The organism is Pseudomonas sp. GW821-FHT09C09, assembly GCF_059418105.1.
The window spans coordinates 334,167-361,043 of record NZ_JBWKPF010000007.1 but is presented as its reverse complement, the minus strand read 5'-3'; the positions used below and the strand labels follow the sequence as shown (position 1 = coordinate 361,043).

Annotated in this window: 30 protein-coding genes and 2 tRNA genes (1 of these 32 cut by a window edge); 15 read left to right on the top strand and 17 right to left on the bottom strand. The window is 60.0% G+C overall.

The features are described 5' to 3' along the window. Positions 1 to 3: 3 nt before the first annotated feature. From AC07NR_RS22920 to AC07NR_RS22910, 3 genes are all read right to left on the bottom strand, one after another. Positions 4 to 627 (bottom strand): response regulator, encoded by a 624-nt coding sequence (locus tag AC07NR_RS22920; protein ID WP_495079533.1) that lies wholly within the window; start codon positions 625 to 627, stop codon positions 4 to 6. A gap of 173 nt (positions 628 to 800) precedes the next feature. Continuing rightward, positions 801 to 1,427 carry a retron system putative HNH endonuclease gene (locus AC07NR_RS22915; RefSeq protein WP_495079532.1) on the bottom strand — a complete coding sequence of 209 codons (627 nt, stop codon included), beginning with the start codon at positions 1,425 to 1,427 and terminating at the stop codon, positions 801 to 803. Continuing rightward, positions 1,420 to 2,787, bottom strand: a complete 1,368-nt coding sequence (locus AC07NR_RS22910) for an AAA family ATPase (RefSeq protein ID WP_495079531.1) — start codon at positions 2,785 to 2,787, stop codon at positions 1,420 to 1,422. The genes AC07NR_RS22915 and AC07NR_RS22910 overlap by 8 nt, the downstream gene beginning before the upstream one ends. Positions 2,788 to 3,272: 485 nt before the next feature. On the opposite strand from AC07NR_RS22910, the gene AC07NR_RS22905 reads away from it, so the two are divergent. Next, positions 3,273 to 3,581, top strand: coding sequence for a hypothetical protein (locus AC07NR_RS22905; protein ID WP_495079530.1), 309 nt, complete (start codon positions 3,273 to 3,275; stop codon positions 3,579 to 3,581). Between the two features lie 61 nt (positions 3,582 to 3,642). Here the strand turns inward: AC07NR_RS22905 and ampC are convergent, their stop codons facing one another. Then, positions 3,643 to 4,809: a class C beta-lactamase gene (gene ampC / locus AC07NR_RS22900; protein WP_495079529.1), complete on the bottom strand. Its 1,167-nt coding sequence runs from the start codon at positions 4,807 to 4,809 to the stop codon at positions 3,643 to 3,645. Between the two features lie 160 nt (positions 4,810 to 4,969). On the opposite strand from ampC, the gene AC07NR_RS22895 reads away from it, so the two are divergent. Continuing rightward, positions 4,970 to 5,845 (top strand): LysR family transcriptional regulator, encoded by an 876-nt coding sequence (locus AC07NR_RS22895; RefSeq protein WP_305834003.1) that lies wholly within the window; start codon positions 4,970 to 4,972, stop codon positions 5,843 to 5,845. On the opposite strand, the gene gudD is transcribed toward AC07NR_RS22895, so the two are convergent. Both gudD and AC07NR_RS22885 read right to left on the bottom strand, forming a co-directional pair. Next, positions 5,842 to 7,185: a glucarate dehydratase gene (gene gudD, locus AC07NR_RS22890; RefSeq protein ID WP_495079528.1), complete on the bottom strand. Its 1,344-nt coding sequence runs from the start codon at positions 7,183 to 7,185 to the stop codon at positions 5,842 to 5,844. The two genes, AC07NR_RS22895 and gudD, sit on opposite strands and share 4 nt — an antisense overlap. A 14-nt stretch (positions 7,186 to 7,199) precedes the next feature. Beyond that, positions 7,200 to 8,546 (bottom strand): MFS transporter, encoded by a 1,347-nt coding sequence (locus AC07NR_RS22885; RefSeq protein ID WP_495079527.1) that lies wholly within the window; start codon positions 8,544 to 8,546, stop codon positions 7,200 to 7,202. Between the two features lie 365 nt (positions 8,547 to 8,911). On the opposite strand from AC07NR_RS22885, the gene AC07NR_RS22880 reads away from it, so the two are divergent. Further along, positions 8,912 to 9,628: a FadR/GntR family transcriptional regulator gene (locus AC07NR_RS22880; RefSeq protein WP_423203878.1), complete on the top strand. Its 717-nt coding sequence runs from the start codon at positions 8,912 to 8,914 to the stop codon at positions 9,626 to 9,628. A gap of 12 nt (positions 9,629 to 9,640) precedes the next feature. On the opposite strand, the gene AC07NR_RS22875 is transcribed toward AC07NR_RS22880, so the two are convergent. Beyond that, a complete protein-coding gene (locus AC07NR_RS22875) occupies positions 9,641 to 10,534 on the bottom strand; it encodes a DMT family transporter (protein ID WP_423203877.1) in 894 nt (297 codons plus the stop codon). A 101-nt stretch (positions 10,535 to 10,635) separates the two neighbouring features. Between AC07NR_RS22875 and AC07NR_RS22870 the strand changes: the two genes are divergently transcribed. After that, positions 10,636 to 11,499, top strand: coding sequence for a LysR family transcriptional regulator (locus AC07NR_RS22870; RefSeq protein WP_262195084.1), 864 nt, complete (start codon positions 10,636 to 10,638; stop codon positions 11,497 to 11,499). Between the two features lie 6 nt (positions 11,500 to 11,505). On the opposite strand, the gene trhP is transcribed toward AC07NR_RS22870, so the two are convergent. Then, positions 11,506 to 12,834: a prephenate-dependent tRNA uridine(34) hydroxylase TrhP gene (gene trhP / locus AC07NR_RS22865; RefSeq protein WP_495079526.1), complete on the bottom strand. Its 1,329-nt coding sequence runs from the start codon at positions 12,832 to 12,834 to the stop codon at positions 11,506 to 11,508. A 156-nt stretch (positions 12,835 to 12,990) separates the two neighbouring features. Between trhP and AC07NR_RS22860 the strand changes: the two genes are divergently transcribed. After that, the gene (locus AC07NR_RS22860; protein ID WP_495079525.1) at positions 12,991 to 14,052 is read left to right on the top strand and encodes an AI-2E family transporter; all 1,062 of its coding nucleotides are present in this window, start codon (positions 12,991 to 12,993) and stop codon (positions 14,050 to 14,052) included. On the opposite strand, the gene AC07NR_RS22855 is transcribed toward AC07NR_RS22860, so the two are convergent. From AC07NR_RS22855 to AC07NR_RS22845, 3 genes are all read right to left on the bottom strand, one after another. Further along, the gene (locus AC07NR_RS22855) at positions 14,049 to 14,231 is read right to left on the bottom strand and encodes a hypothetical protein (protein ID WP_085712487.1); all 183 of its coding nucleotides are present in this window, start codon (positions 14,229 to 14,231) and stop codon (positions 14,049 to 14,051) included. The two genes, AC07NR_RS22860 and AC07NR_RS22855, sit on opposite strands and share 4 nt — an antisense overlap. A gap of 102 nt (positions 14,232 to 14,333) precedes the next feature. Further along, complete coding sequence (locus tag AC07NR_RS22850; RefSeq protein WP_085712486.1) at positions 14,334 to 14,528, bottom strand: hypothetical protein; 195 nt, start codon at positions 14,526 to 14,528, stop codon at positions 14,334 to 14,336. Positions 14,529 to 14,772: 244 nt separating this feature from the next. Continuing rightward, the gene (locus tag AC07NR_RS22845) at positions 14,773 to 15,117 is read right to left on the bottom strand and encodes a hypothetical protein (RefSeq protein WP_025108898.1); all 345 of its coding nucleotides are present in this window, start codon (positions 15,115 to 15,117) and stop codon (positions 14,773 to 14,775) included. A 254-nt stretch (positions 15,118 to 15,371) separates the two neighbouring features. Here AC07NR_RS22845 and AC07NR_RS22840 point away from each other — a divergent pair, with 254 nt between their 5' ends. Then, positions 15,372 to 16,190, top strand: a complete 819-nt coding sequence (locus tag AC07NR_RS22840) for a shikimate 5-dehydrogenase (protein ID WP_495079524.1) — start codon at positions 15,372 to 15,374, stop codon at positions 16,188 to 16,190. Positions 16,191 to 16,275: 85 nt separating this feature from the next. Beyond that, positions 16,276 to 16,794: a cupin domain-containing protein gene (locus tag AC07NR_RS22835; RefSeq protein ID WP_085712484.1), complete on the top strand. Its 519-nt coding sequence runs from the start codon at positions 16,276 to 16,278 to the stop codon at positions 16,792 to 16,794. Between the two features lie 16 nt (positions 16,795 to 16,810). On the opposite strand, the gene AC07NR_RS22830 is transcribed toward AC07NR_RS22835, so the two are convergent. Then, on the bottom strand, positions 16,811 to 17,458 hold the full coding sequence (locus tag AC07NR_RS22830) for a YceH family protein (RefSeq protein ID WP_495079523.1): 648 nt from the start codon (positions 17,456 to 17,458) through the stop codon (positions 16,811 to 16,813). Positions 17,459 to 17,582: 124 nt separating this feature from the next. Between AC07NR_RS22830 and AC07NR_RS22825 the strand changes: the two genes are divergently transcribed. Beyond that, positions 17,583 to 18,092, top strand: a complete 510-nt coding sequence (locus tag AC07NR_RS22825) for a DUF1993 domain-containing protein (RefSeq protein WP_495079522.1) — start codon at positions 17,583 to 17,585, stop codon at positions 18,090 to 18,092. A 66-nt stretch (positions 18,093 to 18,158) separates the two neighbouring features. On the opposite strand, the gene sstT is transcribed toward AC07NR_RS22825, so the two are convergent. Further along, complete coding sequence (gene sstT, locus AC07NR_RS22820; RefSeq protein WP_423203873.1) at positions 18,159 to 19,391, bottom strand: serine/threonine transporter SstT; 1,233 nt, start codon at positions 19,389 to 19,391, stop codon at positions 18,159 to 18,161. Between the two features lie 337 nt (positions 19,392 to 19,728). Between sstT and AC07NR_RS22815 the strand changes: the two genes are divergently transcribed. Then, positions 19,729 to 20,889, top strand: a complete 1,161-nt coding sequence (locus tag AC07NR_RS22815; protein ID WP_495079521.1) for an MFS transporter — start codon at positions 19,729 to 19,731, stop codon at positions 20,887 to 20,889. Here the strand turns inward: AC07NR_RS22815 and nhaR are convergent. Further along, entirely contained in the window at positions 20,886 to 21,785 is a 900-nt protein-coding gene (gene nhaR / locus AC07NR_RS22810; RefSeq protein WP_085712480.1) for a transcriptional activator NhaR, read from the bottom strand. The genes AC07NR_RS22815 and nhaR overlap by 4 nt on opposite strands. A gap of 144 nt (positions 21,786 to 21,929) precedes the next feature. On the opposite strand from nhaR, the gene AC07NR_RS22805 reads away from it, so the two are divergent. Next, positions 21,930 to 22,172 (top strand): hypothetical protein, encoded by a 243-nt coding sequence (locus AC07NR_RS22805; protein WP_114884147.1) that lies wholly within the window; start codon positions 21,930 to 21,932, stop codon positions 22,170 to 22,172. Between the two features lie 28 nt (positions 22,173 to 22,200). Further along, positions 22,201 to 22,950 carry a TerC family protein gene (locus AC07NR_RS22800; protein ID WP_495079520.1) on the top strand — a complete coding sequence of 250 codons (750 nt, stop codon included), beginning with the start codon at positions 22,201 to 22,203 and terminating at the stop codon, positions 22,948 to 22,950. A 73-nt stretch (positions 22,951 to 23,023) separates the two neighbouring features. Here AC07NR_RS22800 and AC07NR_RS22795 read toward each other — a convergent pair whose 3' ends face one another. Continuing rightward, positions 23,024 to 23,191, bottom strand: a complete 168-nt coding sequence (locus AC07NR_RS22795) for a hypothetical protein (RefSeq protein ID WP_248741114.1) — start codon at positions 23,189 to 23,191, stop codon at positions 23,024 to 23,026. A 231-nt stretch (positions 23,192 to 23,422) separates the two neighbouring features. Between AC07NR_RS22795 and AC07NR_RS22790 the strand changes: the two genes are divergently transcribed. Next, on the top strand, positions 23,423 to 24,094 hold the full coding sequence (locus AC07NR_RS22790) for a peptidase C39 family protein (RefSeq protein WP_114884145.1): 672 nt from the start codon (positions 23,423 to 23,425) through the stop codon (positions 24,092 to 24,094). Between the two features lie 96 nt (positions 24,095 to 24,190). Continuing rightward, the gene (locus AC07NR_RS22785) at positions 24,191 to 24,397 is read left to right on the top strand and encodes a hypothetical protein (protein ID WP_102621718.1); all 207 of its coding nucleotides are present in this window, start codon (positions 24,191 to 24,193) and stop codon (positions 24,395 to 24,397) included. 54 nt (positions 24,398 to 24,451) lie between these two features. Here the strand turns inward: AC07NR_RS22785 and pbpG are convergent, their stop codons facing one another. Both pbpG and folD read right to left on the bottom strand, forming a co-directional pair. Beyond that, positions 24,452 to 25,390 (bottom strand): D-alanyl-D-alanine endopeptidase, encoded by a 939-nt coding sequence (pbpG, locus tag AC07NR_RS22780; protein ID WP_085712474.1) that lies wholly within the window; start codon positions 25,388 to 25,390, stop codon positions 24,452 to 24,454. Positions 25,391 to 25,618: 228 nt separating this feature from the next. Continuing rightward, positions 25,619 to 26,473 (bottom strand): bifunctional methylenetetrahydrofolate dehydrogenase/methenyltetrahydrofolate cyclohydrolase FolD, encoded by an 855-nt coding sequence (gene folD, locus AC07NR_RS22775; protein WP_085712473.1) that lies wholly within the window; start codon positions 26,471 to 26,473, stop codon positions 25,619 to 25,621. Between the two features lie 274 nt (positions 26,474 to 26,747). Between folD and AC07NR_RS22770 the strand changes: the two genes are divergently transcribed. Further along, positions 26,748 to 26,824: transfer RNA gene (locus AC07NR_RS22770), tRNA-Arg, on the top strand. 32 nt (positions 26,825 to 26,856) lie between these two features. Then, positions 26,857 to 26,877: transfer RNA gene (locus AC07NR_RS22765), tRNA-His, on the top strand; it runs 155 nt beyond the window's last position.

Below are 26,877 nucleotides of genomic sequence, written 5' to 3'. Positions count from 1 at the left end.
GGTTCAGACCAGGTGATTGCGTTTGGCGAAATCGATCAGCTCAAGCAACGTGCCTGCGTTGAGTTTCTGCATCAGGCGGGTCTTGTAGGTGCTGATGGTCTTGTTGCTGAGCAGCATGTCATCGGCGATCTGCTTGTTGCTCTTGCCCTGGGCCAGCCCGTGCAACACCTTGAGTTCGCGGCGCGACACGCCATCGAGCAGTTGCGCATCGTCTCGGGCAAAGTCGCTGGCCCGCACCGAATTCAGCGCATTGACCGGAAACCACGTCTTGCCACTGGCCACCGCTTTGAGCGCGGTGACGATCTCCACCGGATCGTCGACCTTCGACAAAAACGCCGACACCCCGGCCCGCAGGCATTGCGCCGCATAGGCCTGGCTTTTCAGACCAGTGTGCACCAGCACATGAGCCTTACTGCCACCGATGCGCAAGCGGTCGATCACCGCCATGCCGTCGAGCTGCGGGATATCCAGGTCGAGCACAATCGCATCGGGCCTGAGCGCGAACGCCTGGCTCAACGCATCCACACCGTTGTCACACTCACCGACAATTTCATGGCCCTCGCGGGCCAGAATCATCCCGATCGCCATGCGCACTACCGCGTGATCATCGACCAACAGCACTTTCATGGATCAACCCTCAGGCCCTGTTTCAGCATAGTCCTCAGGGGCTGACGAGCCCGGCGGATCGGATGCGTGGTGGTGGGGCAGTGAAAAAAAGGCGCGATCCTACAAGGTTTACGGGGGGAAGCAATGGGAGGTGTCGTGCAGAGGTATCTTTGGCGCTGGGGTGTAACTTTTTGTCAGGGTTGAGCGAGGTAGTGGCGGATGACGTTGACCAGCACGGGGGAGAAGGGCTGGAGCCGTCCTTCCTTGGGTTTCAGCAAATCCTCCAGAAGAATGCCCAGCAGTTCTTCGTCTTCCAGCTCGTCGGGACTCATCCCGCCGGTGAAAATCAAATCGTCGACGAGTTTTTTTCGTGCCCCGATCAGTCCGCGATTGCTTTCGTTTGTATGGCCGAGGTTGAGAGTCTTGATGGATTCTTTCGCGCGTTCGGTCTGACCGGCAACGCGGCCGGACAGATAAAACTTCAGCTCGGATTCGCATTCAGCCATCAACGGCGTCAGATCAATGGGTTGAGTCTTGCGGCCATGACCGCACTGATTCGGACGTTGGCAACTGGCGACGATATTGGTGAAGTCCAATGTTCGTTTTGGAGCGCGGTCCTGAGCTTCGATATGTTCGTTATGTGCGTCGTCAACGACGATGGACTGGCAGCAATAAGCGCAAAGGCCGTATTGCTCCTCAATGCATGAGCTGCGAACAGATTGCCGTTCTTCCGCCGGTAAGTCCCGGTAACGTAACGTGGTGTTGGCGCGCTTCCATTGGGTCAGTTGTTTCGGCTCAGCTCCTTTGATGATCTTACGCACGACGTAACTCCAGCTTGCGCAGCAATAGCGCGGCTTTGGCCAATTCGATATGGCCATCCGGAAGCTCCTCGGCCAGTTCGGCGAAGAGTTTCTGTGCGGCTTCCAGATCGCCGTCCTGCAAGCGTTCGAGCAGATTGTTCAAGCGCTTTTGAACGTCGCTGTTACGGATATCGGTGTCCATGACTTCCAGCAGCACCTGATTGGCATCGAGGCCGTACAGGCCGTTGTGTTCGTGGAGTTCTCCGTCATTGAGCACGTAAACCAGAACATCTTTTGCGTCGCTGATGACCAGTGGCGAATGGGTGGTCAGCACGAACTGGCAGTTGGGGAAGGTTTCGCTCAGTTGGCGGATCAGGCTGCGTTGCCATTTCGGGTGCAGGTGCAGATCCACTTCGTCGATCAGCACGATGCCGTCGCCGTGGAGCGGGTTGTCCAGTGACTGGTTCATCATCGCCAAGCGGCGGGCGATGTCACCGACCAGTGCCATCATCGACTTCTCGCCCTGCGAGAGCTGGGCGACGTTGAGAGTGACGCCGTCCTTATCGATGGCCATGTGCAGGCGCGGTTTGCGTTGCACGCGCAGGTTGGTGAAACCGGGCATGAATGCGGCGATGGCTGAGCGGACGGCGGTCAGTTGGCGATCACGGGAGGAGGCTTTCAGTTTGGACAGGGTTTGCCAGACCTCGCTGTCCGGGCCGAATTTCTCGGAGATTTCAGCCAGTGCTGAATCGGAAATGCCGGTTTCGTTTTCGCTGTCTTCGCGCTCGCGGAACCACTCGAAGAAACGACGGAAATCGACGCCTCGGTTCAGTGAGTTGTCGTAGCCGTCGAGTTGGTCGAAGGTGTGTTTGGTGCGGATTTTTAGCGGGATTTCGAGAACAGAGCGCTCGACTGGGTAGTAGGCGATCAACGGCAGGGAAGCTTTGTCGTTTGCAGTTAGCTGGGTTCGATAGTGATCCGCCAAAAGACTGACCTCTATCAATGAGCTATGAAGCGCCTTCTTCCGTCCAAGGCGACCTCGGGCAATGCTCCACACAAATCCAGCATCATCAATAGCCGCGTCGGGAAGATTTGGACGTGGATGGGATTCGTCGGTTATCCCAATTGTGATAACAGCCCCTAGAGTGCCATTTCGAATGTCTACTTCCGAAATCGGACTACCAAGACCTTTCTCCGTATTAATCCGAGCTACTAGCCAACTCAGCGAGGTAGCCAGCGATTTTAGAAGCGTCGTCTTTCCGGCTCCGTTATTTCCGACAATCACCGTCATATTTGAGGTGTTATTGGGTGTTGGGGCTAAAGGGATACTCAAATCGTTGAACCGACCGAAATCCTTGAGGATGAGAATGTTAATTTCCATTGCAACGCCCTTGAGGGTCAGTCGGTAAAAAAGCTGTGGCACACATTATGTCATCCCCGGCTAGGGATTGTTTCGGTGAAGTTTAGATTCATACGTTTCGATCAGTAACCCCTTCAACGAGTCGCGTGACTCACTAGATTAGCCAGAACAATGCCCTTCAACCCCATCGGAGATTTCCTTCGAAACGACGCGGCTTCGGTGAACTGGTGGCTTGAGTCGTACGCCGATAACCTCATTGGGCCGCTGCAAAATCAGCGGTCGGATGTGGAAGTCCGGTTTCAGACTCATTCACCAAGCCTCGTAAAACGCATGGAGACATTTTTTATGTCAACATCGCGGCCTTATGGTGGCTGTACGCGGGAGCGCTTTCGAGTGCGCCGGGTTCGGGTGATTGGCTCGGTCTTCCACACCTGCGTGCAGCTGCCACCCTCATGTGGAAGTGAGATGGGTAGCTTTTTCTTAACAATCCCCATGGAGTTTCACGGATGAAGAAAACGGATTTCGAATCACCTGACATTTCCACCGAATCAACCAAACCCCGCTACATCCCCATCACCGGCATCGACTGCCAGATCCCCTGTCTCCTGATCGACCGCGAAGCCCCGTTGGACGTACTCCACGGCACTGCCGCCTACCGATTACGCAGCGTGACCCAATTGCTGGAAACCATTTCGCTCGGAGAAGGCACCGGCCACGACGCCTTGCTGCTGCAGGATTTCGCCCGAGTGCTGGCAATCCCTCTGCGCGACAGCTGCGACCTGATGGATGTACTGGGCTGGAAGCTACAGGCGTAGTTTTCAAACCCCAAACAAAAAATGGGCGACCTGTGAAGGTCGCCCATTTTTCATTGCGTGATTACCGGGTCAACTCACCCAGAATCCTGTGCGCAATCTTCACCCGTTCTCCATTCGGATAATTGCGGTTCGCCAGAATCACGATCCCGACTTTCTTCGACGGTACGAACGCCACATACGCGCCGAAGCCACCGGTAGCCCCGGTCTTGTTCAGCAGCACGTTCGCTGGCTCAGGTTGTGGCGGATTCAGCCATTTGACCTTGTGCGGTTCCATGGCCATTGGCGTGGAGTTGCCGTCCAGCAGGCGCTCGAGGCTGATCGGGTAGGCGTAGCGTTCCCAGCCCAGGCCCTGGGTCATGTCGCCGACGGTGTAGTAGCCGGTGTGGGTGAGGGCGATGGCTTTTTGCAGCGGTGTTTCGAGTTTGGCGCTGTCGAGGTTGGCCTGGACGAATTGCAGCAGATCTGAAGTGCTGGTTTTCACGCCGTAGGCTTCGGAATCGAGTGCGCCGGGGCTGACTCGAATCGGTTTGTTGTTCTTGTCATAGCCCTGGGCATAGAGCTTTTGTTCAGACGCGGGCACCGACAGGAAGGTGTGCTTGAGCCCGAGTTTCGGCAGCAGGGTTTCGGTCATGATCTGATCGAACGGTTGGCCGAGGCTTTTTGCGGCCAGGTAACCGAACAGGCCGATGCTCGGGTTGGAGTACAAGCGCTGGCTGCCGGCCGGATAAGTCGGTTTCCACTGTTGGTAATAGCCGAGCATCTTGTCGGAAGAATCCGCGGCATCCGGGAATTGCAGCGGCAGGCCGCCGGCGCTGTAGGTGCCCAGTTGCAGCAGGCTGATCTGGTCGAAGGCGCTGCCTTTCAGCTCGGGCCAGTGCTGGCTGGCCTTGTCGGCGAATTCCAGTTTGCCGCTGGCCTGGGCGTAGGCACCGAGGGTCGCGGTGAAGGTTTTGCTCACCGAGCCGATTTCGAACAGGGTGTTTTCACTCACCGCTTGCCCGGTGCTCTTGTCGGCAACACCGTAGTTAAAGTAATGCGCTTTGCCATCGACGGTCACGGCTACGGCCAGACCCGCGATGTCCTGTTTCTGCATGACTGGTGTCACGGTGGCCTTGACCAGCGCCTGCAACTGATCGTCGGTTTGCGGGGCGGCCAGGCAGGTGGCGGCACTGAAGAATAGTCCGAAAGCGCAGGCGGACTTGAGTTTGTTCAGGTTGATCGAAAACATGCTTGGGCCACTCTCCATGAGTGTTGATGGTGTTATCCCGCTACACTGCGAGCGTTTTCCGTCGGGCCGGCTGATCGGCGCCGCCAAATCTAGGCAGTCCGGCGTCTTTCGACAAACGATGAAAACTCGGACGAGCCATTAGAAAAATTTGGGACTGGGCATGATTCGACCTCAATTGCCTTTGAATGCATTACGCGCCTTCGAAGCTTCTGCGCGTCATTTGAGCTTCACTCGCGCCGCCGTGGAGTTGTGCGTGACCCAGGCCGCCGTCAGCCATCAGGTCAAAAGCCTGGAGGCGCAACTCGGCGTGATCCTGTTCAAACGCCTGCCCCGTGGGCTGATGCTGACCGGCGAGGGCGAAACCCTGCTGCCGGTGCTGACCACGTCGTTCGATCATATCGCGCAGATGCTCGAGCGTCTGGCGGGCGGGCAATATCGGGAAATGCTCACGGTCGGTGCGGTGGGTACTTTCGCCGTGGGCTGGTTGTTGCCGAGGCTGGCAGACTTTCAGGCGAAACATCCGCTCATAGATTTGCGGCTGTCGACCAACAACAACCGGGTGGACGTGGCCGCCGAAGGGCTGGATTACGCGATCCGGTTTGGCGCCGGGGCGTGGCACGGTATCGAAGCGACCCGTTTGCTGGAGGCACCGTTGACCGTGCTCTGCGTGCCGGAAATCGCCCGGCAATTGCACACGCCGGGGGATCTTTTGCAGCAGCGCTTGCTGCGTTCCTATCGCACCGATGAGTGGCCGGACTGGTTTCATGCGGCCGGTCTGGCGACCCATGCCGCGCCGCCCCAGAGCATCGTGTTCGACTCGTCGCTGGCGATGATGGAGGCGGCGTTGCAGGGCGGCGGGGTGGCACTGGCACCGCCGTTGATGTTTGCCCGGCAACTGGCGGCGGATTTGATCCGCCAACCCTTTGCCATCGAAATCACCACCGGCAGCTATTGGCTGACGCGGTTGCAGTCACGGCCGGAAACCTCGGCGATGGCGGCGTTCAGGCACTGGCTGCTGGAGGCTGCGCAGGCTTAGCGCACCAGGCAGGGACGCTTGTTATCGAACGTCCAGCCCGGAATCAGAAACTGCATCGCCACGCTGTCATCCCGCGCGCCGAGTCCCATGCCTTTATAGAGTTCGTGGGCCTTGGCCACCTGATCCGTGTCCAGTTCCACGCCCAGCCCCGGTTTCTTTGGCACCTGCACGCAGCCGTCGACGATTTGCAGCGGTGCCTTGGTCAGGCGCTGGCCGTCCTGCCAGATCCAGTGGGTGTCGATGGCAGTGATGTCGCCCGGCGCGGCGGCCGCGACGTGGGTGAACATCGCCAGGGAAATGTCGAAGTGATTGTTGGAGTGCGAGCCCCAGGTCAGGCCCCATTCGTGACACATCTGCGCCACGCGCACCGAGCCCTGCATGGTCCAGAAATGCGGGTCGGCCAGCGGAATGTCCACCGACTGCAACTGGATTGCGTGGCCCATTTCGCGCCAGTCGGTGGCGATCATGTTGGTGGCGGTTTTCAGGCCGGTGGCGCGACGAAATTCAGCCATCACTTCGCGTCCCGAATAGCCGTTTTCCGCACCGCACGGGTCTTCGGCGTAGGCCAGCACATGATGCTGGTCGCGGCACAGACGGATCGCTTCTTTCAGTGACCACGCGCCGTTCGGATCGAGGGTGATGCGGGCGTCGGGGAAGCGTTCGGCCAGTGCGGTCACCGCTTCGATTTCCGCATCGCCGCTGAGCACGCCGCCCTTTAGCTTGAAGTCCTTGAAGCCATAGCGCGCATGGGCAGCTTCCGCCAGACGCACCACGGCGTCGGCGGTCATGGCTTTCTCGTGACGCACGCGGAACCAGTCGTTGTCGGCATCCGGTTCGCTGCGGTAGGCGAGGTCGGTTTCCCGGCGATCGCCCACGTAGAACAGATAACCGAGCATCTTCACTTCGTCGCGCTGCTGACCCTCGCCGAGCAACGCGGCCACCGGCACGTCGAGGTGCTGGCCGAGCAGGTCGAGCAGGGCGGCTTCGAGGCCAGTGACCGCGTGAATGGTGATGCGCAGGTCGAAGGTCTGCAGGCCACGGCCGCCGGCGTCGCGGTCGGCAAAGGTCTGGCGCACCTGATTGAGGATCTTCTGATACGTGCCGATGGGGCTGCCGACCACCAGACTGCGGGCGTCTTCCAGCGTCTGGCGGATACGTTCGCCGCCGGGCACTTCACCGACGCCGGTGTGGCCGGCGTTGTCCTTGAGAATGACGATGTTGCGGGTGAAAAACGGCCCGTGGGCGCCGCTCAGGTTGAGCAGCATGCCGTCGTGGCCGGCCACCGGGATGACTTGCATCTCGGTAATGATCGGGGCTTTGGCGATGTCGTGTGCGGTCATTTGGCGTTGTCCTTTCAAGCGTGTTTCGGCGCGGCATCGGCCACGGCGACTTCAGGTACGGATTTGGGTGTCATGCGGGCGGCGAACACGATGATCGCGGCGATGATCGAGGTTGCGGCCAGACCATAAAGGCCGCCCTGGATCGAACCGGTGTGTTGTTCCAGCAAGCCGAACGTGGTGGGGGCAACGAAGCCACCGAGGTTGCCCACCGAGTTGATCAGCGCGATCACGGCAGCGGCGATCCGCGCATCGAGATAGGCCTGCGGGATCGGCCAGAACAGCGACGATGCAGATTTGAAACCCAGTGCGGCGAAGCAGATCGCGACAAAAGCGAAGATCGGCCCGCCGGTGGTGGACATGAACATCCCCGCAGCAGCGATCAGCAATGCCGTGGCCACCCATGCCTGCTGGTGTTTCCACTTCGCCGAGAACGAGGCGAACGCGTACATGCCGATGATCGACAGCAGCCATGGAATCGAGTTGAACAGGCCGACCTGGAAGTCGCTCATTTCGCCCATCTTCTTGATGATGCTCGGCAGCCAGAACGTCGCGGCGTAGATCGTCAATTGAATGAAGAAGTAGATCAGGCAGAACAGGATGATCTGGCGGTCCTTGAGCAGTTTGCCCAGGGACGGTCGGATCGGCGTTGCGGCTTCGCGGGCCTTCTGTTCGTCGTCGATGGCTTTGACCAGCGCATCCTGCTCGGCGCAGGTCAGCCACTTGGCGTCGTGGGGTTTGGCGTCGAGCCAGAACCAGACGAACACGCAGAGGCCGACCGAGAACATCCCTTCAATGAAATACATCCACTGCCAGCCGTGCAGACCCAGACCTTCTATCTGCAACAGCAGGCCGGACAGCGGGCCGGAAATCAGCGAGGCCACGGCCGAACCGCTGAGGAAGATCGCAATCGCCTTGCCGCGCTCGGCCCCCGGCAACCAGCGGGTGAAGTAGTAGATCACCCCGGGGAAGAACCCGGCCTCGGCCACGCCGAGCAAGAAGCGCAGAATGTAGAAGTGGGTTTCGTTCTGGATGAACGCCATGCCGGCGGCCACCAGGCCCCAGGTGAGCATGATGCGGGTCAGCCAGATTCGCGCGCCGACCTTTTGCAGCAGCATGTTAGAAGGGACTTCGAACAGCGCGTAACCGATGAAGAACAGCCCGGCACCGAAACCGTAGGCCGCGGCACCGATGCCGAGGTCATGTTCCATGTGGGTGCGGACGAAGCCGATGTTCACCCGGTCAATGTAATTGACGATGAACATGATCACGAACAGCGGCAGGACGTGGCGTTTGACTTTGGCAATGGCGGAGGACAGCACCGAATCGGCGGCCTCGTTCATCCCGGCAATGGATGAGTTCACTTGGTTTTCTCCCACTCGTTATTTTTATGCGGGGTGTGGCTGGGTGCTGCGTTGTTGATAGACATCATACAACTGCATTTTTTTGTCCTACAAGTGGGTGCACTCAATCAAATTTATCTACGGCGAAGGGTTTTTATGCTTTTCTGGATTTGAAGTGCCGTATTTGTTGGGCTTTAAAGGGTGGTTGCGGGCCGAGGAGCAGAGTGCCAGGCCAGCGAATGTGGAGTGCTGGCGTGAAACCAGTGAAAGTTTTCTAGCGAAAATTGTTTGTTGTCATACAAGTTGAGCGCCTGAAATCATAGGAGCTCATACAAGTCATCGCCCGCAGTGCTACGATCGGCTTGCCCCGTTCACCGGATCCGACCATGCAAGAAGACCTCGACGCCCCCGCCCGCAAACGCGCGCACAACCTGGCCCATGACCTGGTGGAAAAACTCACCCAGAGCATCCTGCTTGGCCAGATGCTGCCGGGTGACAAGCTGCCGTCGGAGAACTCGATCGTTCAGGAACACGGCGTCAGCCGCACCGTGGTGCGCGAGGCGATTTCCAAGTTGCAGGCGTCGGGTTTGGTGGAGACGCGGCACGGCATCGGCACGTTCGTGATCGAGCGAGCACCGGAGCAGGGGCTGCGACTGAATGTCGACACCGCGCTGGGCGTGCGCAGTATTCTCGAATTGCGCATGGGGCTGGAGACGCAAGCGGCGGCACTGGCCGCGCAGCGCCGCACCGAGCAACAACTGCTGCAGATGCGCCAGGCGCTGGACGACTATCAGCGTCTGTTGGCCAACAACGACAGCTGCGTCGAGGCCGACCGGCGCTTTCATCTGCTGATTGCCGAAGCCACCGGCAATGTCTGCTTCACCGAAATCATGCAGCACCTGGGCAGCGCGATGATTCCGCGCACCCGGGTCAATGCGGCCGAGCGCGGGGCGGTGGATTTGAGCAAGCTCGGGCAATTGGCGAACCTGGAGCATGAGGCGATTTTCAACGCGATCAAACGCCAGGATCCGGAGGCGGCGCGGGCAGCGATGTGGCTGCACCTGAGCAACAGTCGTGACCGGTTTTCGGCGGGCGGCGCCTGACGCCGGCGCGACTCAAGTCTCGATGGCCCGGACCACCGCCGGCCGCTCCAGATTCAACGCCAGCACACTGATCAACACCACCGCCGAACCCACCAGCACCAGCAGCGTCGGGCGTTCGCCCAGACCCACCGAAGCAATCCCCATCGCGGTCGGCGGAATCAGATACAGCGTCATCGTCGCCCGGCTCAAGTCCACATGCTTGAGCACGAACGCCCACGCCAGATAGGCGAGGGCGCTGGGAAACACGCCCAGAGCGAGCACCGCCCATTGCACCCGCAGCGGCGCACTGGCCACGCTGTCGGCCAGCCCCGGCAAGTAAATCAACAGCAACAGCGTGCCGGACCATACCGTGTAGCAAACCAGCGTCAGCCCGTCGTAGCGCCGGGCATGGTGTTTTTGCAGGGCGAAGTAAACGCTCCACGACACCGCCGCCAGCAGGATCAGCAAACCGTGGGCGTCGATGCTGCCGAGGCCGCGATCGCCGCTCACCACAATCACCACGCCGACGAATCCCGTCAGCACACAGCCCCAGCGCCAGACGCTGACCCGATCCTTGAACAGAAACCGCGCCAGCAGCGTGCTGAACAGCGGCGTCGATTGCGCCAGCACGCTCGACGCGCCGGCGCTGACGCTTTGCTGGCCGATGTTCAGCACCACGTGATGCAGGCTGACGGCAAAAAAGCCCAAGGCAAACAACAGTGGCAAGTCCTGTAGGCGCGGCAGGTGAATGCCCTTGAAGCCTGCAATCACGGCCATGAACAGCGACGCCAGCAGAAACCGCAGCAACGCCAGATGACCCGGATCGTAGGCTTGCAGGCCGATGTGGATGCCGGTCGGCGAATAGGCCCAGCAGCCGACGACGAAGGCCATGGCCAAGAGGATTTTCAAAGGCGAAGTGGAGGGCATGAGCGAGGCACCAGGAAGGTTGATGCACCGAGTATCCGGGCGGCCAATCATTCGCCACAACTGACTTATACTGCGCGAACCGTTCACTCAGAGTGATGATTATGGAGCTGGCGCAAATCCGCATGTTCAAGACCGTGGCCGAGGTCGGCAGCATCGCCAAGGCGGCTGAAAAGCTGTTTTGCGTGCCGTCGAATATCACGGCGCGGATCAAATCCCTGGAGGCGGAACTGGGGGTGGCGCTGTTTCTGCGCGAGGGGCGAGGGCTGCGGATCAGTCCGGCGGGGCAGACCTTTCTCGCCTACGCGGAGAAGATTCTGGCGCTGACTGCCGAAGCCAAACGCGCCGTCGATCCCGCCGCCGAGCCGTCCGGGCCGCTGCGCATCGGCGCCATCGAGTCTTCGGCCACCGGGCGTCTGCCACGTCTGCTGGCGAAATTTCACAAGCGCTACCCGAATGTGGCGCTGGAACTGACTACTGGCACCTGGGGCCAGTTGCTCGACGATACGGTCAGCCATCGTCTGGACGGCGCGATCGTCGCGGTGGACGTCGAGCGCTCCCAGCTCAAGCGCACGCCGATGTATCGCGAAGAATTGCTGCTGATCGCATCGACCTCGTTCGGGCCGGTGCGAAACCTCGACGATTTGCAGGACAAGACCGTGTTCATGTGGCCGCAGGGCTGTCCATATCGCGCCGCGCTTGAGCACTGGCTGCTGCGTCAGGGCCTGGCGTTGCCGATTGTCAGCCTGGCCAGTTACGGGGCGATTGTCGGTTGCGTGAGTGCCGGCGCTGGCGTGGCCCTGGTGCCCAAAGGTGTGTTCGAGCAGTACGCCAAAGGCGCGGGGTGTGCGGGTTACGAATTCCCCGAACTGACGGCCATCGACAACTTGTTCTACTGGCATGAAAACGCCGGGGTGCACCCGGCGCGTGAGGCGTTTGTGGCGATGTTGCGCGAGGAGTTTGTCTGAGCCGGATCAGGCTCCGGTCACGTCGCGCATCAACAAGCCGAAGCGCAAATCCACGGCATCCGGAATCGGCAAGTACACCGTGTGCCCGTCCCCCGGCGCCACGTCGATGCCGTCACCCTTGAGGTTCTGCAGTTCATGCAGATCAAAATGGAAGTTGCCCTGGGGCGTCATCAGTTCCAGGTGATCGCCCAGGGCAAAGCGGTTCTTCACCTTGACCTCGGCCAACCGGTCCCGGCGCTCGCCGGTCAACTCGCCGACGAATTGCTGACGCTCTGATACCGAGCTGCCGTTCTGGTAATTCTGGTATTCGTCATGCACGTGACGGCGCAGGAAACCTTCGGTGTAGCCACGCTGGGCGAGGGATTCCAGATCGGTCATCAGGCTGCGGTCGAATTCGCGACCGGCCACCGCATCGTCGATGGCCCGGCGGTAAACCTGGGTGGTGCGCGCGCAATAGAAGTGGGATTTGGTCCGGCCTTCGATCTTCAGCGAGTGCACGCCCATGCGGGTCAGACGCTCGACGTGCTGCACCGCGCGCAGATCCTTGGCGTTCATGATGTAGGTGCCGTGCTCGTCTTCGAAGGCCGGCATCATCTCGCCGGGGCGGTTGGCTTCCTGCAATAGGAACACTTGATCGGTAGGGGCGCCGAGGCCGAGGGTCGGCTGCGGTTCGAAGGTCTGTACGATTTCGCCGAGCTGGTTTTCGGTGGCTTCCTGCGCCGAATATTTCCAGCGGCAGGCGTTGGTGCAGGTGCCCTGATTGGCGTCGCGCTTGTTCATGTAGCCAGAGAGCAGGCAGCGACCGGAATAGGCCATGCACAGTGCGCCGTGGACGAACACTTCCAACTCCATGCCCGGCACTTGCTCGCGGATTTCGCCGATCTCTTCCAGCGACAGTTCCCGGGACAGGATGATCCGGCTCAGCCCCTGTTGCTGCCAGAACTCGACGCTCGCCCAGTTCACCGTGTTGGCCTGCACCGACAGATGAATCGGCATCTGCGGAAAGTGCCGGCGCACCAGCATGATCAGGCCGGGGTCGGACATGATCAGCGCGTCCGGTGCCATGTCGATCACCGGCGCCAGATCCTTGAGGAAGGTCTTGAGCTTGGCGTTGTGCGGCGCAATGTTGACCACCACATAGAAACGCTTGCCCTGGGCCTGGGCTTCACGAATGCCGAGGGCGAGATTGGCGTGGTCGAACTCGTTGTTGCGCACCCGCAGGCTGTAACGCGGCTGGCCGGCGTAGACCGCATCGGCGCCGTAGGCAAAGGCGTAGCGCATGTTTTTCAGGGTGCCGGCGGGGGCGAGCAATTCCGGGGTGAAGGAGGGCGTCATGGCGGTGTCGGTCGCAAAAGCGCGGGAGGGTAAACGAGGCGCGGCGAGGGTTTATTGATCTGGATCTATGCTCCATGAACAAAGATGGCACTCGCGCGGGCGTGGGCTGACTAAGTTGGGCGAGTGCGCGTGGCGCCTGACTGACATGGACCGGACATGAACCAAAAGAGTCTGCAATTCAAATCCCTCACCGTGCTGTTGCTGCTGGTGACCGTCGCCTTTATCTGGATCCTGCTGCCGTTCTACGGCGCGGTGTTCTGGGCGGTAATTCTCGGCATCGTGTTCGCGCCGATGCAGCGCCGGTTGCAGCAGAAGTTCGGTTGGCAACGCAACCTGACTTCACTTTGCACTCTGAGTGTCTGCGTGGTGATCGCGATTCTGCCGGTGATCGTCATCAGCGTGTTGCTGGTGCAGGAAGGGGCGATGCTCTACGACAACATCGAAAGCGGCAAGCTCGACATAGGCGCGTATCTGGCGCAATTCAAGCACAGCTTGCCGCCGTACTTTCAGCATCTGCTCGACCGTTTCGGCATGGGCGAACTCAATGCCTTGCGCGAGAAGATCGTCAAGGCGGCGATGCAGGGCAGTCAGGTGCTGGCGAGCCAGGCGTTCAGTTTCGGCCAGGGCACCTTCGATTTCGTGGTGAGCTTTTTCATCATGTTGTACTTGCTGTTCTTCTTTCTGCGCGATGGCGCCGAACTGGCGCGCAAGGTGCGCACGGCGGTGCCGCTGGAGGAACACCACAAGCGGCGCCTGCAACTGAAGTTCAATCGGGTGGTGCGCGCCACGGTCAAAGGCAACCTGTTGGTGGCCATTACGCAAGGCGCGCTGGGCGGGGCGATTTTCTGGTTTCTCGACATACCCAGCGCGTTGCTCTGGGCGGTGTTGATGGCGTTTCTTTCGCTGTTGCCGGCGGTGGGGGCCGGGATTGTCTGGGCACCGGTGGCGGTTTACTTCCTGCTCAGCGGGATGATCTGGCAGGGCGTGGTGCTGGGGCTGTTCGGGGTGTTCGTGATCGGCCTGGTGGATAACGTGCTGCGTCCGGTGCTGGTGGGCAAGGACACGCGCATGCCGGACTACATGATCCTGATCTCGACGCTGGGCGGGATGGCGGTGTTTGGTCTCAACGGTTTCGTGATCGGGCCGCTGATCGCTGCATTGTTCATGTCGAGCTGGGCGCTGTTCGTCGAAACCAGACCGAAAGTGCAGTTGCCTTAAGCCTTGAACGGGCCGTTGATCAGTCGTTGCGACAGTGCCTGGGCGGCGGGCAAAGAGGTGAGCGGGCCGCTGACCGGTTCGCCGTCGCGCACCAGATACCAGCAGGCGAGCAGCCCAAGCTCTCTGAGGGATGCGGGAACCGCGCTGCCGACAACGGACATGATTTGAACCTGTGCCATGAAAAGTACCTCCATCAATCTATGGAGCTACCTTAGGGACTTGGCCGTTTCAGGGACAATCAACGCTTTCGATAGTGGACATTGATGCCGTTGAGGGCCGGGTCAATCGACCACCTGATCGAGCATGTGCACGATCTCATGCTCGTTGAGCAAGCCCTTGCGCACCAGGTTTTCCGCCAGCAGCGACACAAACTTCGCCGTGCGATGGCCTTCCAGGTGCTTGAGCTCGGTCAGTGCGTTGTACACCTTGCTCGAGGTGCATAAACCGACGATGCGGTGCGGATTCTGTGTTGGCATTCCAGTCGTCCTTGTTTTTATCAACCTGTTGTATGCGGACGGATTCAGATTGCGGTTCCGTCATGACAAATAGATGACCGTTTTGTGTTTCGGCCCGACGGTCAAGTCCATCATGCCGACTTTAACGGTTCAAACTGTCCCCACAGCGACCTTGGCGAGATTTTTTCAGACGTTGGCCGACGGACGGTTGGCTTTCTTGAGGCCAAAAAAAGCCCCGCTGTAAAGCGGGGCTCTGTCTGTGTGCTTACCAGCGACCACCGTAGTAGTGGGGGTGGCCGTAATAACCACGGGGCGGACCGTAGTAGACCGGGCCTGGTACATAAACCGGTTGTTGTACGTAAACCGGGGCCGGCTGGTAGTAGACCGGTGGTGGCGGTTGTTGCACGTACACCGGCGCCGGTTGAGCGTAAACAGGCTGTTGAACATACACCGGACGATCCTGGTTGATGAGCGCCGAGCCGATGATGGCCGAGCCGACGATCGCACCAAATACCGCCGGACCCTGCCAGCCACCGCCGTGGGCTTCTGCCTGACCCGTGATCGCGAATGCACCAATCAACAAGGCCACGATGGGGAGTTTACGAATCATGATTAATCCTCGGTTCTTCGACCCGGCGTCCGGGCCTGCAACAGGCTCGGGATAGCGCGGGGATACTTCTAAGACAGCAACATTTGGAAAAACAGCACGGCGGCTGGGTAAATTTTGTGTAAGGTCTGTACCGGCTTGCTTACCGGGTTTCAGGCAACGGCTGTGATGCCCGGAACAGACCGCCTTATGATCGTTCAGAACCCGATGGTCTGGCTAATCCCGTCCATCCGAAAGTGCATTCGAAGGAGACTCCCATGCAGATGAACCCCAACAAAGACACCCAATTGTGCATGTCCCTGTCTGGGCGTCCCGGGAATTTCGGTCTGCGTTTTCATAACCATTTGTACGAACAACTGGGCCTGAATTTCTACTACAAGGCCTTCAGCAGCCAGGATCTGCCGGGCGCCGTCGGCGGGATCCGGGCGCTGGGCATTCGCGGTTGCGGGGTGTCGATGCCGTTCAAGGAGGCCTGCATTGCCCTGGTCGACGAGCTGGATGCGTCGGCAGCGGCGATCCAGTCGATCAACACCATCGTCAACACCAATGGCCATCTCAAGGCCTACAACACCGATTACATCGCCATCGCCCAACTGCTGGAAACCCACGCGGTGCCGAAAGACTCGACTTTCGCCCTGCGCGGCAGCGGCGGCATGGCCAAGGCTGTGGCCAGTGCCTTGCGCGATGGTGGCTACAAGAACGGTCTGATCGTCGCCCGCAACGAGCGCGCCGGCCGTGCGCTGGCCGAGTCCCTGGGTTATCGGTGGCAGGCGGATCTGGGCGATGAGCGCCCGCAGATGCTGATCAACGTGACGCCGGTCGGCATGGACGGTGGCCCGGAAGCGGGGCAGTTGGCGTTTGAAGTAGATGTGATCAAGTCTGCCGACACCGTGTTCGATGTGGTGGCGATCCCCTCCGAAACCCCGCTGATCGTGCGCGGCCGCGCCGAAGGCAAAAAAGTGATTACCGGGCTGGAAGTGATCGCGATCCAGGCGCTGGAGCAGTTCGTGCTGTACACCGGCGTGCGGCCGATGGTCGAGCAGTTCGATGCAGCGGTGGCGTTTGCCCGCAGCTGATTGATCTCGGTGTCGGGGTTGGTCATTGCCTATACTGCCGGATCAGCAGGCACAGACTTGCCCCACGACAAAAACCGAGGTTTGCATGCACCCGCCCATTCTCAACCTGAATGATGTCGAACTCGAACCGTTGCCCGAAGCCCTGGCCCCCGAAGGCGAAACCGCCGGGCGTTATCAGCAGCGGTTCGCCCGGGTCGGTCAGCAACTGGGCGCGCAGAAGCTCGGTTACCGGCTGTATGCGCTGCCGCCGGGCATGCGCGGCAGCCCGTTTCACAGTCATCGGGTCAATGAGGAAATGTTCTACGTGGTGGCCGGGGAAGGGGAGGTGCGCTTGGGCGCCGAGCGTTTCCCAATCCGCGCCGGCGACGTGATCGCCTGCCCGCCGGGCGGCCCGGAAAAGGCGCATCAAATCATCAACACCAGCTCGCAGGAGCTGCGTTACCTGGCGGTCAGCACCCAGCAGCAGCCGGACATCTGTGAATACCCGGACTCGAACAAATACGCGGTAATGGATAACTTCAGCATCGATGCCGAGGGCAATGCCTCGGGATTCGTTGCGGTGGCGCGGCAGTCGGACGGGGTGGATTACTGGGACGGCGAGTAACGCCGCCCCGTTATGCTTATTCGAGGCGGGCCAGACGCTCTTCCAGTGCCGCAATCCGCGCTTCCAGTTCTTCGATGCGCTCCACTGACACACCGCTGGCAGCGCCGCGATCACTCGGATTCTGTCGCGCCGCGATAATCGCCTCGATGTCCGCCGGGTCACCCAGCGCGTGGGTGTAGCGATCTTCGCGCTGGCCGGCCTGACGCGGAATCAGCACCGCCAGATCCCGGGCGATCAGGCGTTCCAGCTGATGCACCACTTGTTCGGCGTCTTCGAATTCATGCATGCGACCGCTGCGGGTCAGCAGTTCGTTGACGGTCTGCGGGCCGCGCAGGAACATCAGCCCGGTCAGAATCAATTGTGCCGGCACCAGTTCCAGCGCCTTGTCGACCTTGTGCTCCCAGCGGTCGGCGCGACTTCCCATCACGAGCTTGGCGAAACCGCGACCTTCGAGAGCGCGCAGGCTCTGGCCGACCTGGCCCTGGGTCAGGTTCATCACAGGTTCCCGGCTGGTTTTCTGATTGCAGGCCAGCACCAGCGCGTTGAGGGTCAGCGGATAGGTTTCCGGGCTGGTGGCCTGTTTCTCGATCAGCGAACCCAGAATGCGGATTTCCGTGGCGTTGAGCCGTGGTTCGTTGACGTTGGTTTCAAGTTCTGTGGACATCGCGCGTTCCCTCTGCAGTCGAAGGCGCCTAGCCTAATCCTTGCTGGATAAAAGACAAGTCGCGCGGCCCGCGAGCATGGCTATAATCGCCCCACGATTCACCCAGCCACCACGTGAGACTGCCATGACCATTTCCCTGTACGCCGCATCCGTCCCGGTTTTCCAACAAATGCTCAACGCCCTGAGCGATGTGCTGAAAAAGGCCGAAGCCCACGCCACCGCGAAAAACATCGACCCGAACGCCTTCCTGCAGGCGCGTCTGTACCCGGACATGTTCCCGCTGGTGCGTCAGGTGCAGATCGCCGTGGACTTCGCCAAAGGCGTTTCCTCGCGTCTGGCTGAAGTCGAAATCCCGAAATACGACGACACCGAAACAACCTTCGCCGAGCTGCAAGCGCTGATCGCCAAGGTTCTGGCCTTCATCGGCGAGATCAAGCCTGAGCAAATCAATGGCAAGGAAGGCATCGAGATCGTGACCCGTCCGGGCACCCCGAAAGAGAAGCGCTTCTCCGGCCAGGCTTACCTGCTGAGCTACGGTCTGCCGCAGTTCTTCTTCCATGTCACCACCGCTTACGACCTGCTGCGTCACAACGGTGTTGAAGTCGGCAAGCGCGATTACATGGGCGCGTTCTAAACCGCCCGGCAACAAAAAAGCCCGCCAAGGTTTGCGCCTTGGCGGGCTTTTTGTTGCGCTCGGTGTTTACGCCGGACGTTGGGCTTTCTGTTCTTCGCCCAGGCAAGCCGCAGCGGTGAACAGCACGTCAGTGGAGGAGTTCAGCGCCGTCTCGGCCGAATCCTGCAGTACGCCGATGATGAAGCCGACCGCCACCACCTGCATGGCGATTTCGCTCGGGATACCGAACAGGCTGCACGCCAGCGGGATCAGCAGCAGCGAACCGCCCGCTACACCGGACGCGCCGCACGCGCAGATTGCGGCGACAACGCTGAGCAGGATCGCGGTCGGGATGTCCACGGCGATGCCCAGGGTGTGCACGGCGGCGAGGGTCAGCACGGTGATGGTGATCGACGCTCCGGCCATGTTGATGGTCGCGCCCAGAGGAATCGAAACCGAATAAGTGTCTTCGTGCAGGCCCAGGCGTTTGCTCAGTTCCAGGTTGACCGGAATGTTCGCCGCCGAGCTGCGGGTGAAGAACGCGGTGATGCCGCTTTCACGCAGACATTTCAGCGTCAGCGGGTACGGGTTGCGACGCAGCTTCCAGAACACGATCAGCGGGTTCATCACCAGCGCCACGAATGCCATGCAGCCCAACAGCACCGCCAACAGGTGGGCGTAGCCGACCAGGGCGCCAAAACCGGACGTGGCCAGGGTCGAGGCCACCAGGCCGAAAATCCCCAGCGGCGCGAAGCGGATCACCACACGGACGATCAGGGTCACGCCGTTCGACAGGTCGCTGACCACTTCGCGGGTGGTGTCACCGGCGTGGCGGATGGCGACGCCCATGCCGATGGCCCAGGCCAGAATGCCGATGAAGTTGGCGTTCATCAGTGCAGTGACCGGGTTGTCGACCACGCTCAACAGCAGACTTTGCAGGACTTCACCGATACCGCCCGGCGCCGTCACGGCGACGTTGTCGGTGGACAGGACCAGATGCGACGGAAACATCGTGCTGGCAACCACAGCGACTACCGCAGCACCAAAAGTGCCCAGCAGATACAGGAAGAGAATCGGCCGGATATGGGTTTCCTGGCCGTGCTTGTGGTTGGCAATCGAGGCCATCACCAGTACGAACACCAGAATCGGCGCCACGGCTTTCAGCGCCGAGACGAACACCTTGCCGATGAAGGCGGTGCCCTTGGCAGCTTCCGGCGCGAACAGCGCGAGGGCGATGCCGGCAATCAGGCCGATCAGGATCTGCGTGACCAGGCTGAGGCTTTTCAGGCGTTGCAATAGAGAAGGGGATGAAGCGGTCATAACGGCATCTCTGGTTTTTTATAGGGTGCAAGGTTGCGTGATCCGGGCGATGAATCGGGGGCAGGCCACAGACACGAACCGAAAGGAATGACGCGACAGCCACGCCGTTAAACGGGCGGCTGAACAGGGTGTACGTTTTGCAGGGCGCGGACTTTATCACAGCGTGGGCCTTATCCTTCAGGCCTGTGACGATCTGCCACCGAAACGTTCGGCAACATAGACAGGTTTGTGCAAGTCACTCGGGAAACACTCTGTTAAGATTGCGCATCCTTATTTTCAAGTTCTGCCGGCGGGCCCTCGGGTCAACGCTGGTGTCGTCGTTTTGCTGGAGTTCCTCATGCTGTTGCCCATCCTTCTGTTGTCTGCCGCCGGATTCACGGTGCTGACCACGGAGTTCGTCATCGTCGGCCTTTTGCCGGCGATTGCCCGAGACCTGGCCGTCACCATCCCGCAAGCCGGGTTGCTGGTGACTCTATTCGCTTTCACCGTGGCCATGTTCGGTCCTTTCTTGACCGCATATTTCGCCCGCTTCGAACGGCGCAAACTGTTCATCACCATCCTGATCATGTTTGGTCTGGCCAATACCGTGGCGGCGCTGGCGCCGAACATCTGGGTCATGGCCCTCGCGCGGTTGATACCGGCGCTGGGGTTGCCGGTGTTCTGGGCGCTGGCCAGTGAAACCGCCGTGGACATCGTCGGCCCGGACTTCGCCGGTCGTGCCATTGCCAAGATCGGCTTCGGCATTGTCTGCGCCACCGTATTCGGGATTCCGGTGGGCACGCTGATTTCCGACGCGTTCGGCTGGCGCAGCGCGTTCGCCATTCTGGCGGTGATCGCGTTCGCCAAGGCCTTGCTGCTGTTTGTCTACCTGCCGAAAACCAGCCTGCACCAGCATCAGGTCAGCTTCGCTTCGCAGTTCAAGATCCTGCGCAGTCCGCTGATGCTTGGCCATGTATTGCTGTCGATCCTGGTGTTCAGCGGCATGTTCACGGCCTACACCTATCTGGCGGACATCCTCGAGCGTCTGGCCGGCTTCAATGGCACCGTGGTCGGTTGGTGTCTGATGGGCTTTGGCGCGGTCGGCCTGATCGGCAACTCGCTGGGCGGGCGCGCAGTCGATCGCCATCCGCTGATGGCCTCGGTGATGTTCTGCGCGTTCATGATCCCCGGGATGGTGGCGCTGGTGCCGAACATCAATTCGTCGCTGGGTCTGGCGGCGGCCATGGGGATCTGGGGTGTGACCCAAGCAGCGTTGTTTCTGGTCAGTCACGTGCGCTTGATGAAGGCGGCACCTGAAGCGCCGGCCTTCGCCGCGTCGCTGAACATTGCCGGGGCCAACCTCGGGATTGGTCTGGGCGCGATCATTGGCGGTCGGGTGATTGACAGTGCCGGCCTGGGCTTCGTCGGTTTCGCCGCAGCCGGGTTCATTCTGTTGTCGATCTTCCTCGCCATGGTGTTGATGGTGCTCAAGCCGCGCGACGTCTGCGCGCCGGCTTAAAACTCTGTAAACAGCTCGCGTCGGGCACCTTCGGTAATCGCTTTGATGCCGGGGTGCTTGACCTTGCGTTCCACCGAGATCGCGTAGAACGACTCACTCACCGCATCGGTCTGGCCGATCAGCTCGACGCCGTACTGGCGCTTCACCTCATCGGCAATCACGCTCGGGCCGATGAAAATCCCGCTGCCGGACTGGCCGAACGCCTGCATCAAGGCGCTGTCGTCGAACTCCCCGACAATCCTCGGCTGAATCTGCTGCTCGGCAAACCAGCGCTGCAAACGGCTGCGTACCACGGTTTCCGCGCCGGGAATCAGCAGCGGCGCGCCGTGCAGACTGCGGGGGAAGTCCTGGCCGTATAACGCCGCCAGCTCGGCGGTGGCGAAGAAACTGATCCCGCATTCCCCGAGTTTCTGGCTGTAGCCCTTGATGTCCAGGTGCGACGGCATCGGGCTGTCGGAGATCACCAGGTCCAGGCGCTGGATCGCCAGATCCGCCAGCAATCGTTCGAGTTTGTCTTCGCGGCAGGTGATGCGTAGCGGTTCGCTCAATTCCATGGTCGGTGCGATCAGGCGATAGACGATGGATTTGGGCACCACGTCCGCCACGCCGACCCGGAACAGAATCTGCTGTTCGTTGGGTTGTGCGCGCAGCATCAGTTCCAGTTCGCCGCCGAGCTGGAACATCTGCTCGGCGTAGGGCAGGGCCTGGCGCCCGGCTTCGGTGAGTTCGAGTTGCCGGCCGACCCGCTGGAACAATTCGATGCCGTAGGTCTGTTCCAGCAGGGAAATCTGCCCGCTGATGGTCTGCGGCGTCAGGTTCAGTTGCTCGCAGGCGCGCACGATGCTGCCGGTCTTGGCCACCACCCAGAAGTAATGCAGTTGTCGGTAATTGAGCATGGGGTTTGGTCCGTCAAATACAGTTCGTATAAATCGAAGTATAGCCGCTAAAAATACGAATTTTCCTGAAGTGTTTGTCTCCCTAGAATGCCCAGCCATCGACGGGCGGTCTGCGACCCTGTCTGTTCATTCGAAGGAAGTCTTATGAAATACACGATCCCGGCACTGATGTTTACGTCTTTACTGCTTATGGCGGGTTGCGACCAGGCCGAAAAAAGCGCCCAGCAATTGATGGGCAAGGCCGCCGAGAGCGCCAAGCAGGCGATTGACGACACGCACAAAGCTGCTGAACAAGCACTCAGCGAGGCCACTGGCGGCCTGATCGAGAAAAAAGAAGCCCCGGAAAAAGATGCGGAAAAATCCGAATCTTCCTCCAAGACCATCTAAATCGTCTTACAAGAGTCAGGACTGACCCATGGAATACCTGTTAGAACTCGCTTCCAGCCCGACGGCCTGGATTGCCTTGGCCACACTGGTGGTGATGGAAATCGTGCTTGGCATCGATAACCTGATCTTCATCTCGATCCTGACTAACAAGCTGCCCGAGCAGTATCGGCAGAAGGCTCGCCGCCTCGGTATCGGCATGGCGTTGATCATGCGTCTGGCGCTGTTGAGCACCATCGCCTTTATCGTGCAGTTGACCGAGCCGGTCATCGAGGTTCTGGGTCAGGCGTTTTCCTGGAAGGACATGATCCTGATCGCCGGTGGTCTGTTCCTGGTGTGGAAGGCGACGACCGAGATCCATCACAGCATGGACCCGGTGCCGGACGATCCGAAGTCGGCGACCTCGACGGTAACTCTGGGCTTTGCCGCCGCCATCGGGCAGATCCTGATGCTGGACATGGTGTTCTCGATCGACAGCATTATTACTGCAGTCGGCATGACCGAACACTTGCCGATCATGGTGATCGCGGTGGTGGTTTCGGTACTGGTGATGCTGTTTGCGGCTGACCCGCTGGCCAAGTTCATCAACGACAACCCGTCGGTGGTGATGCTGGCCCTGGGCTTCCTGATCATGATCGGCATGACGCTGATCGCCGAAGGTTTCGGCGCCCACGTACCGAAAGGTTATGTATATGCCGCGATGGGGTTCTCGGTAGCGATTGAAGTGCTGAACATGATGTCCCGTCGCGCCAAGATGAAGAAACTGGCCGCACAAGCGTAATCACTGGAAAACCAAAGGCCGCCTGACTCGCAAGAGTCACGCGGCCTTTTTCGTTTGAATCGATTGAAAGACGTCAGTGCGCGGTGGCGTGACGGGCGTTGTGTTTTTCGATCTTCTTGATCGGTGCAGGTTGCACAGGGTAGTGGTGGCGACGGGAAATCCGCAGCACGCCCCACAACATGGCGGCGGCAACGGCCAGCCAGCCGGCAATCAACATCACAATGGTCATGGTCAGGCTCATCGGTGCCTCCTCTTTGCCCTGCGTCGGGCGCTCACTCTTTTGCTGTCTTTCGAGTGACAGTCTAGTCGCTGGCGTGTTTCAGGCTATTGACCAAAGGTCGGTGGTGACCAATCACTTCGCTCTATGCAGCCGATGCATCTGCCCCTTTGGGCTATACCGCAGCGTTGCGCCGTCCTATGATCCTCGACCAAGCCGGAACACGATGACCGGTAACTGATCAAGAGAGTGACGATGGTGCAGCTATTTTCCCGGATTCGCATGGCACTGCTGGTGGCCGGTTGCGTGACAGCTTTGGTGGGGTGTGCGGGCAGTGTGGCGCCGGAAGTCCAGCGTCTGCCGGAGCGGGTCGAGCTCAGCGGCACCTTCTATCGGGGCGAAGCCAATCAGAGCGGGCCGCAGGTGTTGGCCAGTCTGTTGTCGCAGCAAGGCATCGTGATCACCCCGGGGTTGCTGGAAAAGCCTCTGCACCTGCCGGGCGCCGAGGACAAGCTTCAGCAGAATATGCAGAACCTGGCCCGCGAATACGGCATGGTCGTGTACCCGGTAGATGCCCGTTTGCCGGCGCTGCTGACCCAGGTCGCGGCGGGTTACCCGGTGATGGTGCGTTTCAGCGAGGGATCGGCGTTCTGGGCCGAGCCGCGGTACGCAATCCTTTCCGGCTATGACCGCAAGAAGCAGAAAGTTCTGCTGCGCGCGGGGATGAACCGTCGTGAACTGATGAGTTTCAGTTCTTTTGAATCGGCGCTCGAGAAGTCGGGTGGCTGGGCGGTATTGATTCAGAAGCCTTCGCAGCTCCCGGCAGCAGTCGATCGTCAGCGTTGGCTGAAAGCGGCTGATGAACTGGCTCAGGCCGGCCAGGAGCGTGAGGCGGCGCAGGCGCGCAAGGCACTGGAAGCGAAGTGAGGTTCCGTCCGTCTCCTGACGGGCACCCTGGCGCGCAGCTACGCTCTTAAGGGTAACGCCCGTTTTTTCGGGTGATTACCCGAATGAGAGGTGCGTATGAGTACCGATTCGAGCTTTGACGACCATAAACCGGACAGTGTGCCGACTACGCCGGAACCGGATGTTGATCCAGTGCTGGATCCGGACAGTCCGCTACGCGATCCATTGGCTCGTCCTGCCGTAGTAACCCCGGAACATCGGCGCGACCCCAGTGCCGGCGACGGTATTCCCGATGATGACCAGATGCCGCTGCCCAACGACTGAACCGGAAGACGAAAAAAAGCCCCGAATGTTCGGGGCTTTTTTTCGTGTCGCGATTTACTTGGACGCTTCGACCACGCCGCTCTGGCGACCCTTGAGGTTCTTCTCGGCCTTGTATTGCTGGGCCACCGCCGGAACGTTGGTGCTCCGGCCGGTTTCCACCCAGCTGCGGATGCGGCTGGCATCGGCGAAGTGGGTGTACTTGCCGAACGCATCGAGAATCACCAGGGCGACCGGGCGGTTGCTCATCCGGGTCACCAGCACCAGGCAATGGCCGGCCGGATTGGTGAAGCCGGTCTTGGTGATCTTGATGTCCCAGTCGGCCTTGTTGACCAGGTGGTCGGTGTTACGGAAACCCAGGGTGTAGTTGGGTTTGCGGAACGAGACGGTCTTTTCCTTGGTGGTGGTGAGTTCGGTCAGGATCGGATGCTTTTGCGCAGCCATCAGCAATTTGCTCAGGTCCCGGGCGGTGGAAACGTTGCGCTCTGACAGGCCGGTCGGTTCCACAAAGTGGGTGCTGGTCATGCCCAGCGCCTTGGCCTTGGCGTTCATCGCCGCGATGAAGGCTGCATAACCGCCCGGATAGTGATGGGCGAGACTGGCGGCGGCGCGGTTTTCCGAGGACATCAAAGCGATCAGCAACATCTCCCGGCGCGGCAGTTCGCTGCGCAGTTTGACCCGGGAAAACACACCTTTCATTTCCGGGGTGTGGCTGATGTCGACGTCAATCCATTCGTCCATGTTCTGGTGGGCTTCAACCACGACCAGGCCGGTCATCAATTTGCTGACGGAAGCGATCGGCACGATCACGTCCGGATTGCTGGAATAGATGACTTTGTTGGTCTGCAGATCCATCAGCAGGGCGCTGCCGGAGGCAATCTTCAACTGTGAAGCGTCTCGGGGGGCAGCGGTGGTTTCGGCGGCGTTGACCGTTGGCGTGAGGAGCGTGCCTGAAAATGCAAAAACCAGGCTCAGGATGGACAGACGAATATTCACGCGGGCGAACTCATGAAGGTTGGAAATGCCGTTTTTTGTAACGGACTGTGTCGTAAAACGACGCATTCTAGGAGTATGGCTGAAGATCTGTCGATGGTTGTTTGAAGGGCATGAAAAAGTCGTGAAAAGCCCTGTAAAAATAGGGGTTTCCGGCGAACGGTAAAGGTTTTTTCGAGGATACGAAAAACCCCGCACAAGGCGGGGTTCTTCTGGAGCGGAAAAAGCGCTTTAAGCGTGCAGGGTTTCTGCCGCGTAGAGGGTGTTTTCCAGCAGGCAGGCACGGGTCATCGGGCCGACGCCGCCCGGTACTGGTGTGATCCAGCCGGCGCGGGGCAGGGCGGTTTCGTACACGACGTCACCGACCAGTTTGCCGTCGTCCTGACGGTTGATGCCGACGTCGATCACGATCGCGCCTTCCTTGATCCACTCGCCCTTGACCAGGCCCGGCTTGCCGGCGGCAACCACCACCAGATCGGCGCGGCCGACGTGGCCGGCCAGGTCCTTGGTGAAGCGGTGAGTCACGGTCACGGTGCAGCCGGCCAGCAGCAGCTCCATGGCCATCGGGCGGCCAACGATGTTGGAAGCGCCGACGACCACTGCATCCATTCCGTACAGATCGACACCGGTGCTTTCCAGCAGGGTCATGATGCCTTTCGGCGTGCACGGACGCAGCAGCGGAATGCGCTGGGCCAGACGGCCGACGTTATAAGGATGGAAACCGTCGACGTCCTTGTCCGGGCGGATACGCTCCAGCAGCTTGGACGCGTCCAGGTGCTCAGGCAGAGGAAGTTGAAGCAGAACGCCGTCGATTGCCGGGTCGTCGTTCAGTCGATCGATCAGATCGGTCAGTGCTTCCTGAGTGGTTTCGGAAGGCAGGTCGTAGGCTTGGGAGAGGAAGCCGACCTCTTCACAGTCTTTACGCTTGTGCGAGACATAAACCTGAGAGGCAGGATCGCTGCCGACCAGGATCACCGCGAGGCCGGGAGTGCGCAAGCCTTGCTCGCGACGTTCGGCTACCCGTTGGGCGATCTGCTGGCGCAGGCTGGCGGCGATTGATTTGCCGTCGATTAGTTGTGCAGTCATTGCGCGTGATTAACCATCGAGAGGGGAAAAAAAGAGAACGCATTCTCGCATGTCAAACGGTGAGGGCAAAGGCGCTTGGTCAGCAAATTCCCCTAAGCCCTTTAATTAAATGAATTTTTTTCAAAAAGGATTTGACGACCTGCAGGTCGCTCTATACTATTCGTCGCACTTGTCGGGCACAGCCTAGCACTGGTTAAGAAGGTCGAGCGAAATCAAGGTTTTGCGAGACTGGAAAGCACTTAGTTTGTAGTCCTCCAAGGGTACAGCTAACAAGGCGCCCGTAGCTCAGCTGGATAGAGCATCCGCCTTCTAAGCGGATGGTCGCAGGTTCGAGTCCTGCCGGGTGCGCCATTAGGCAGCTTTGGCACAAGTAACGCGATATGGTGGGCGTAGCTCAGTTGGTA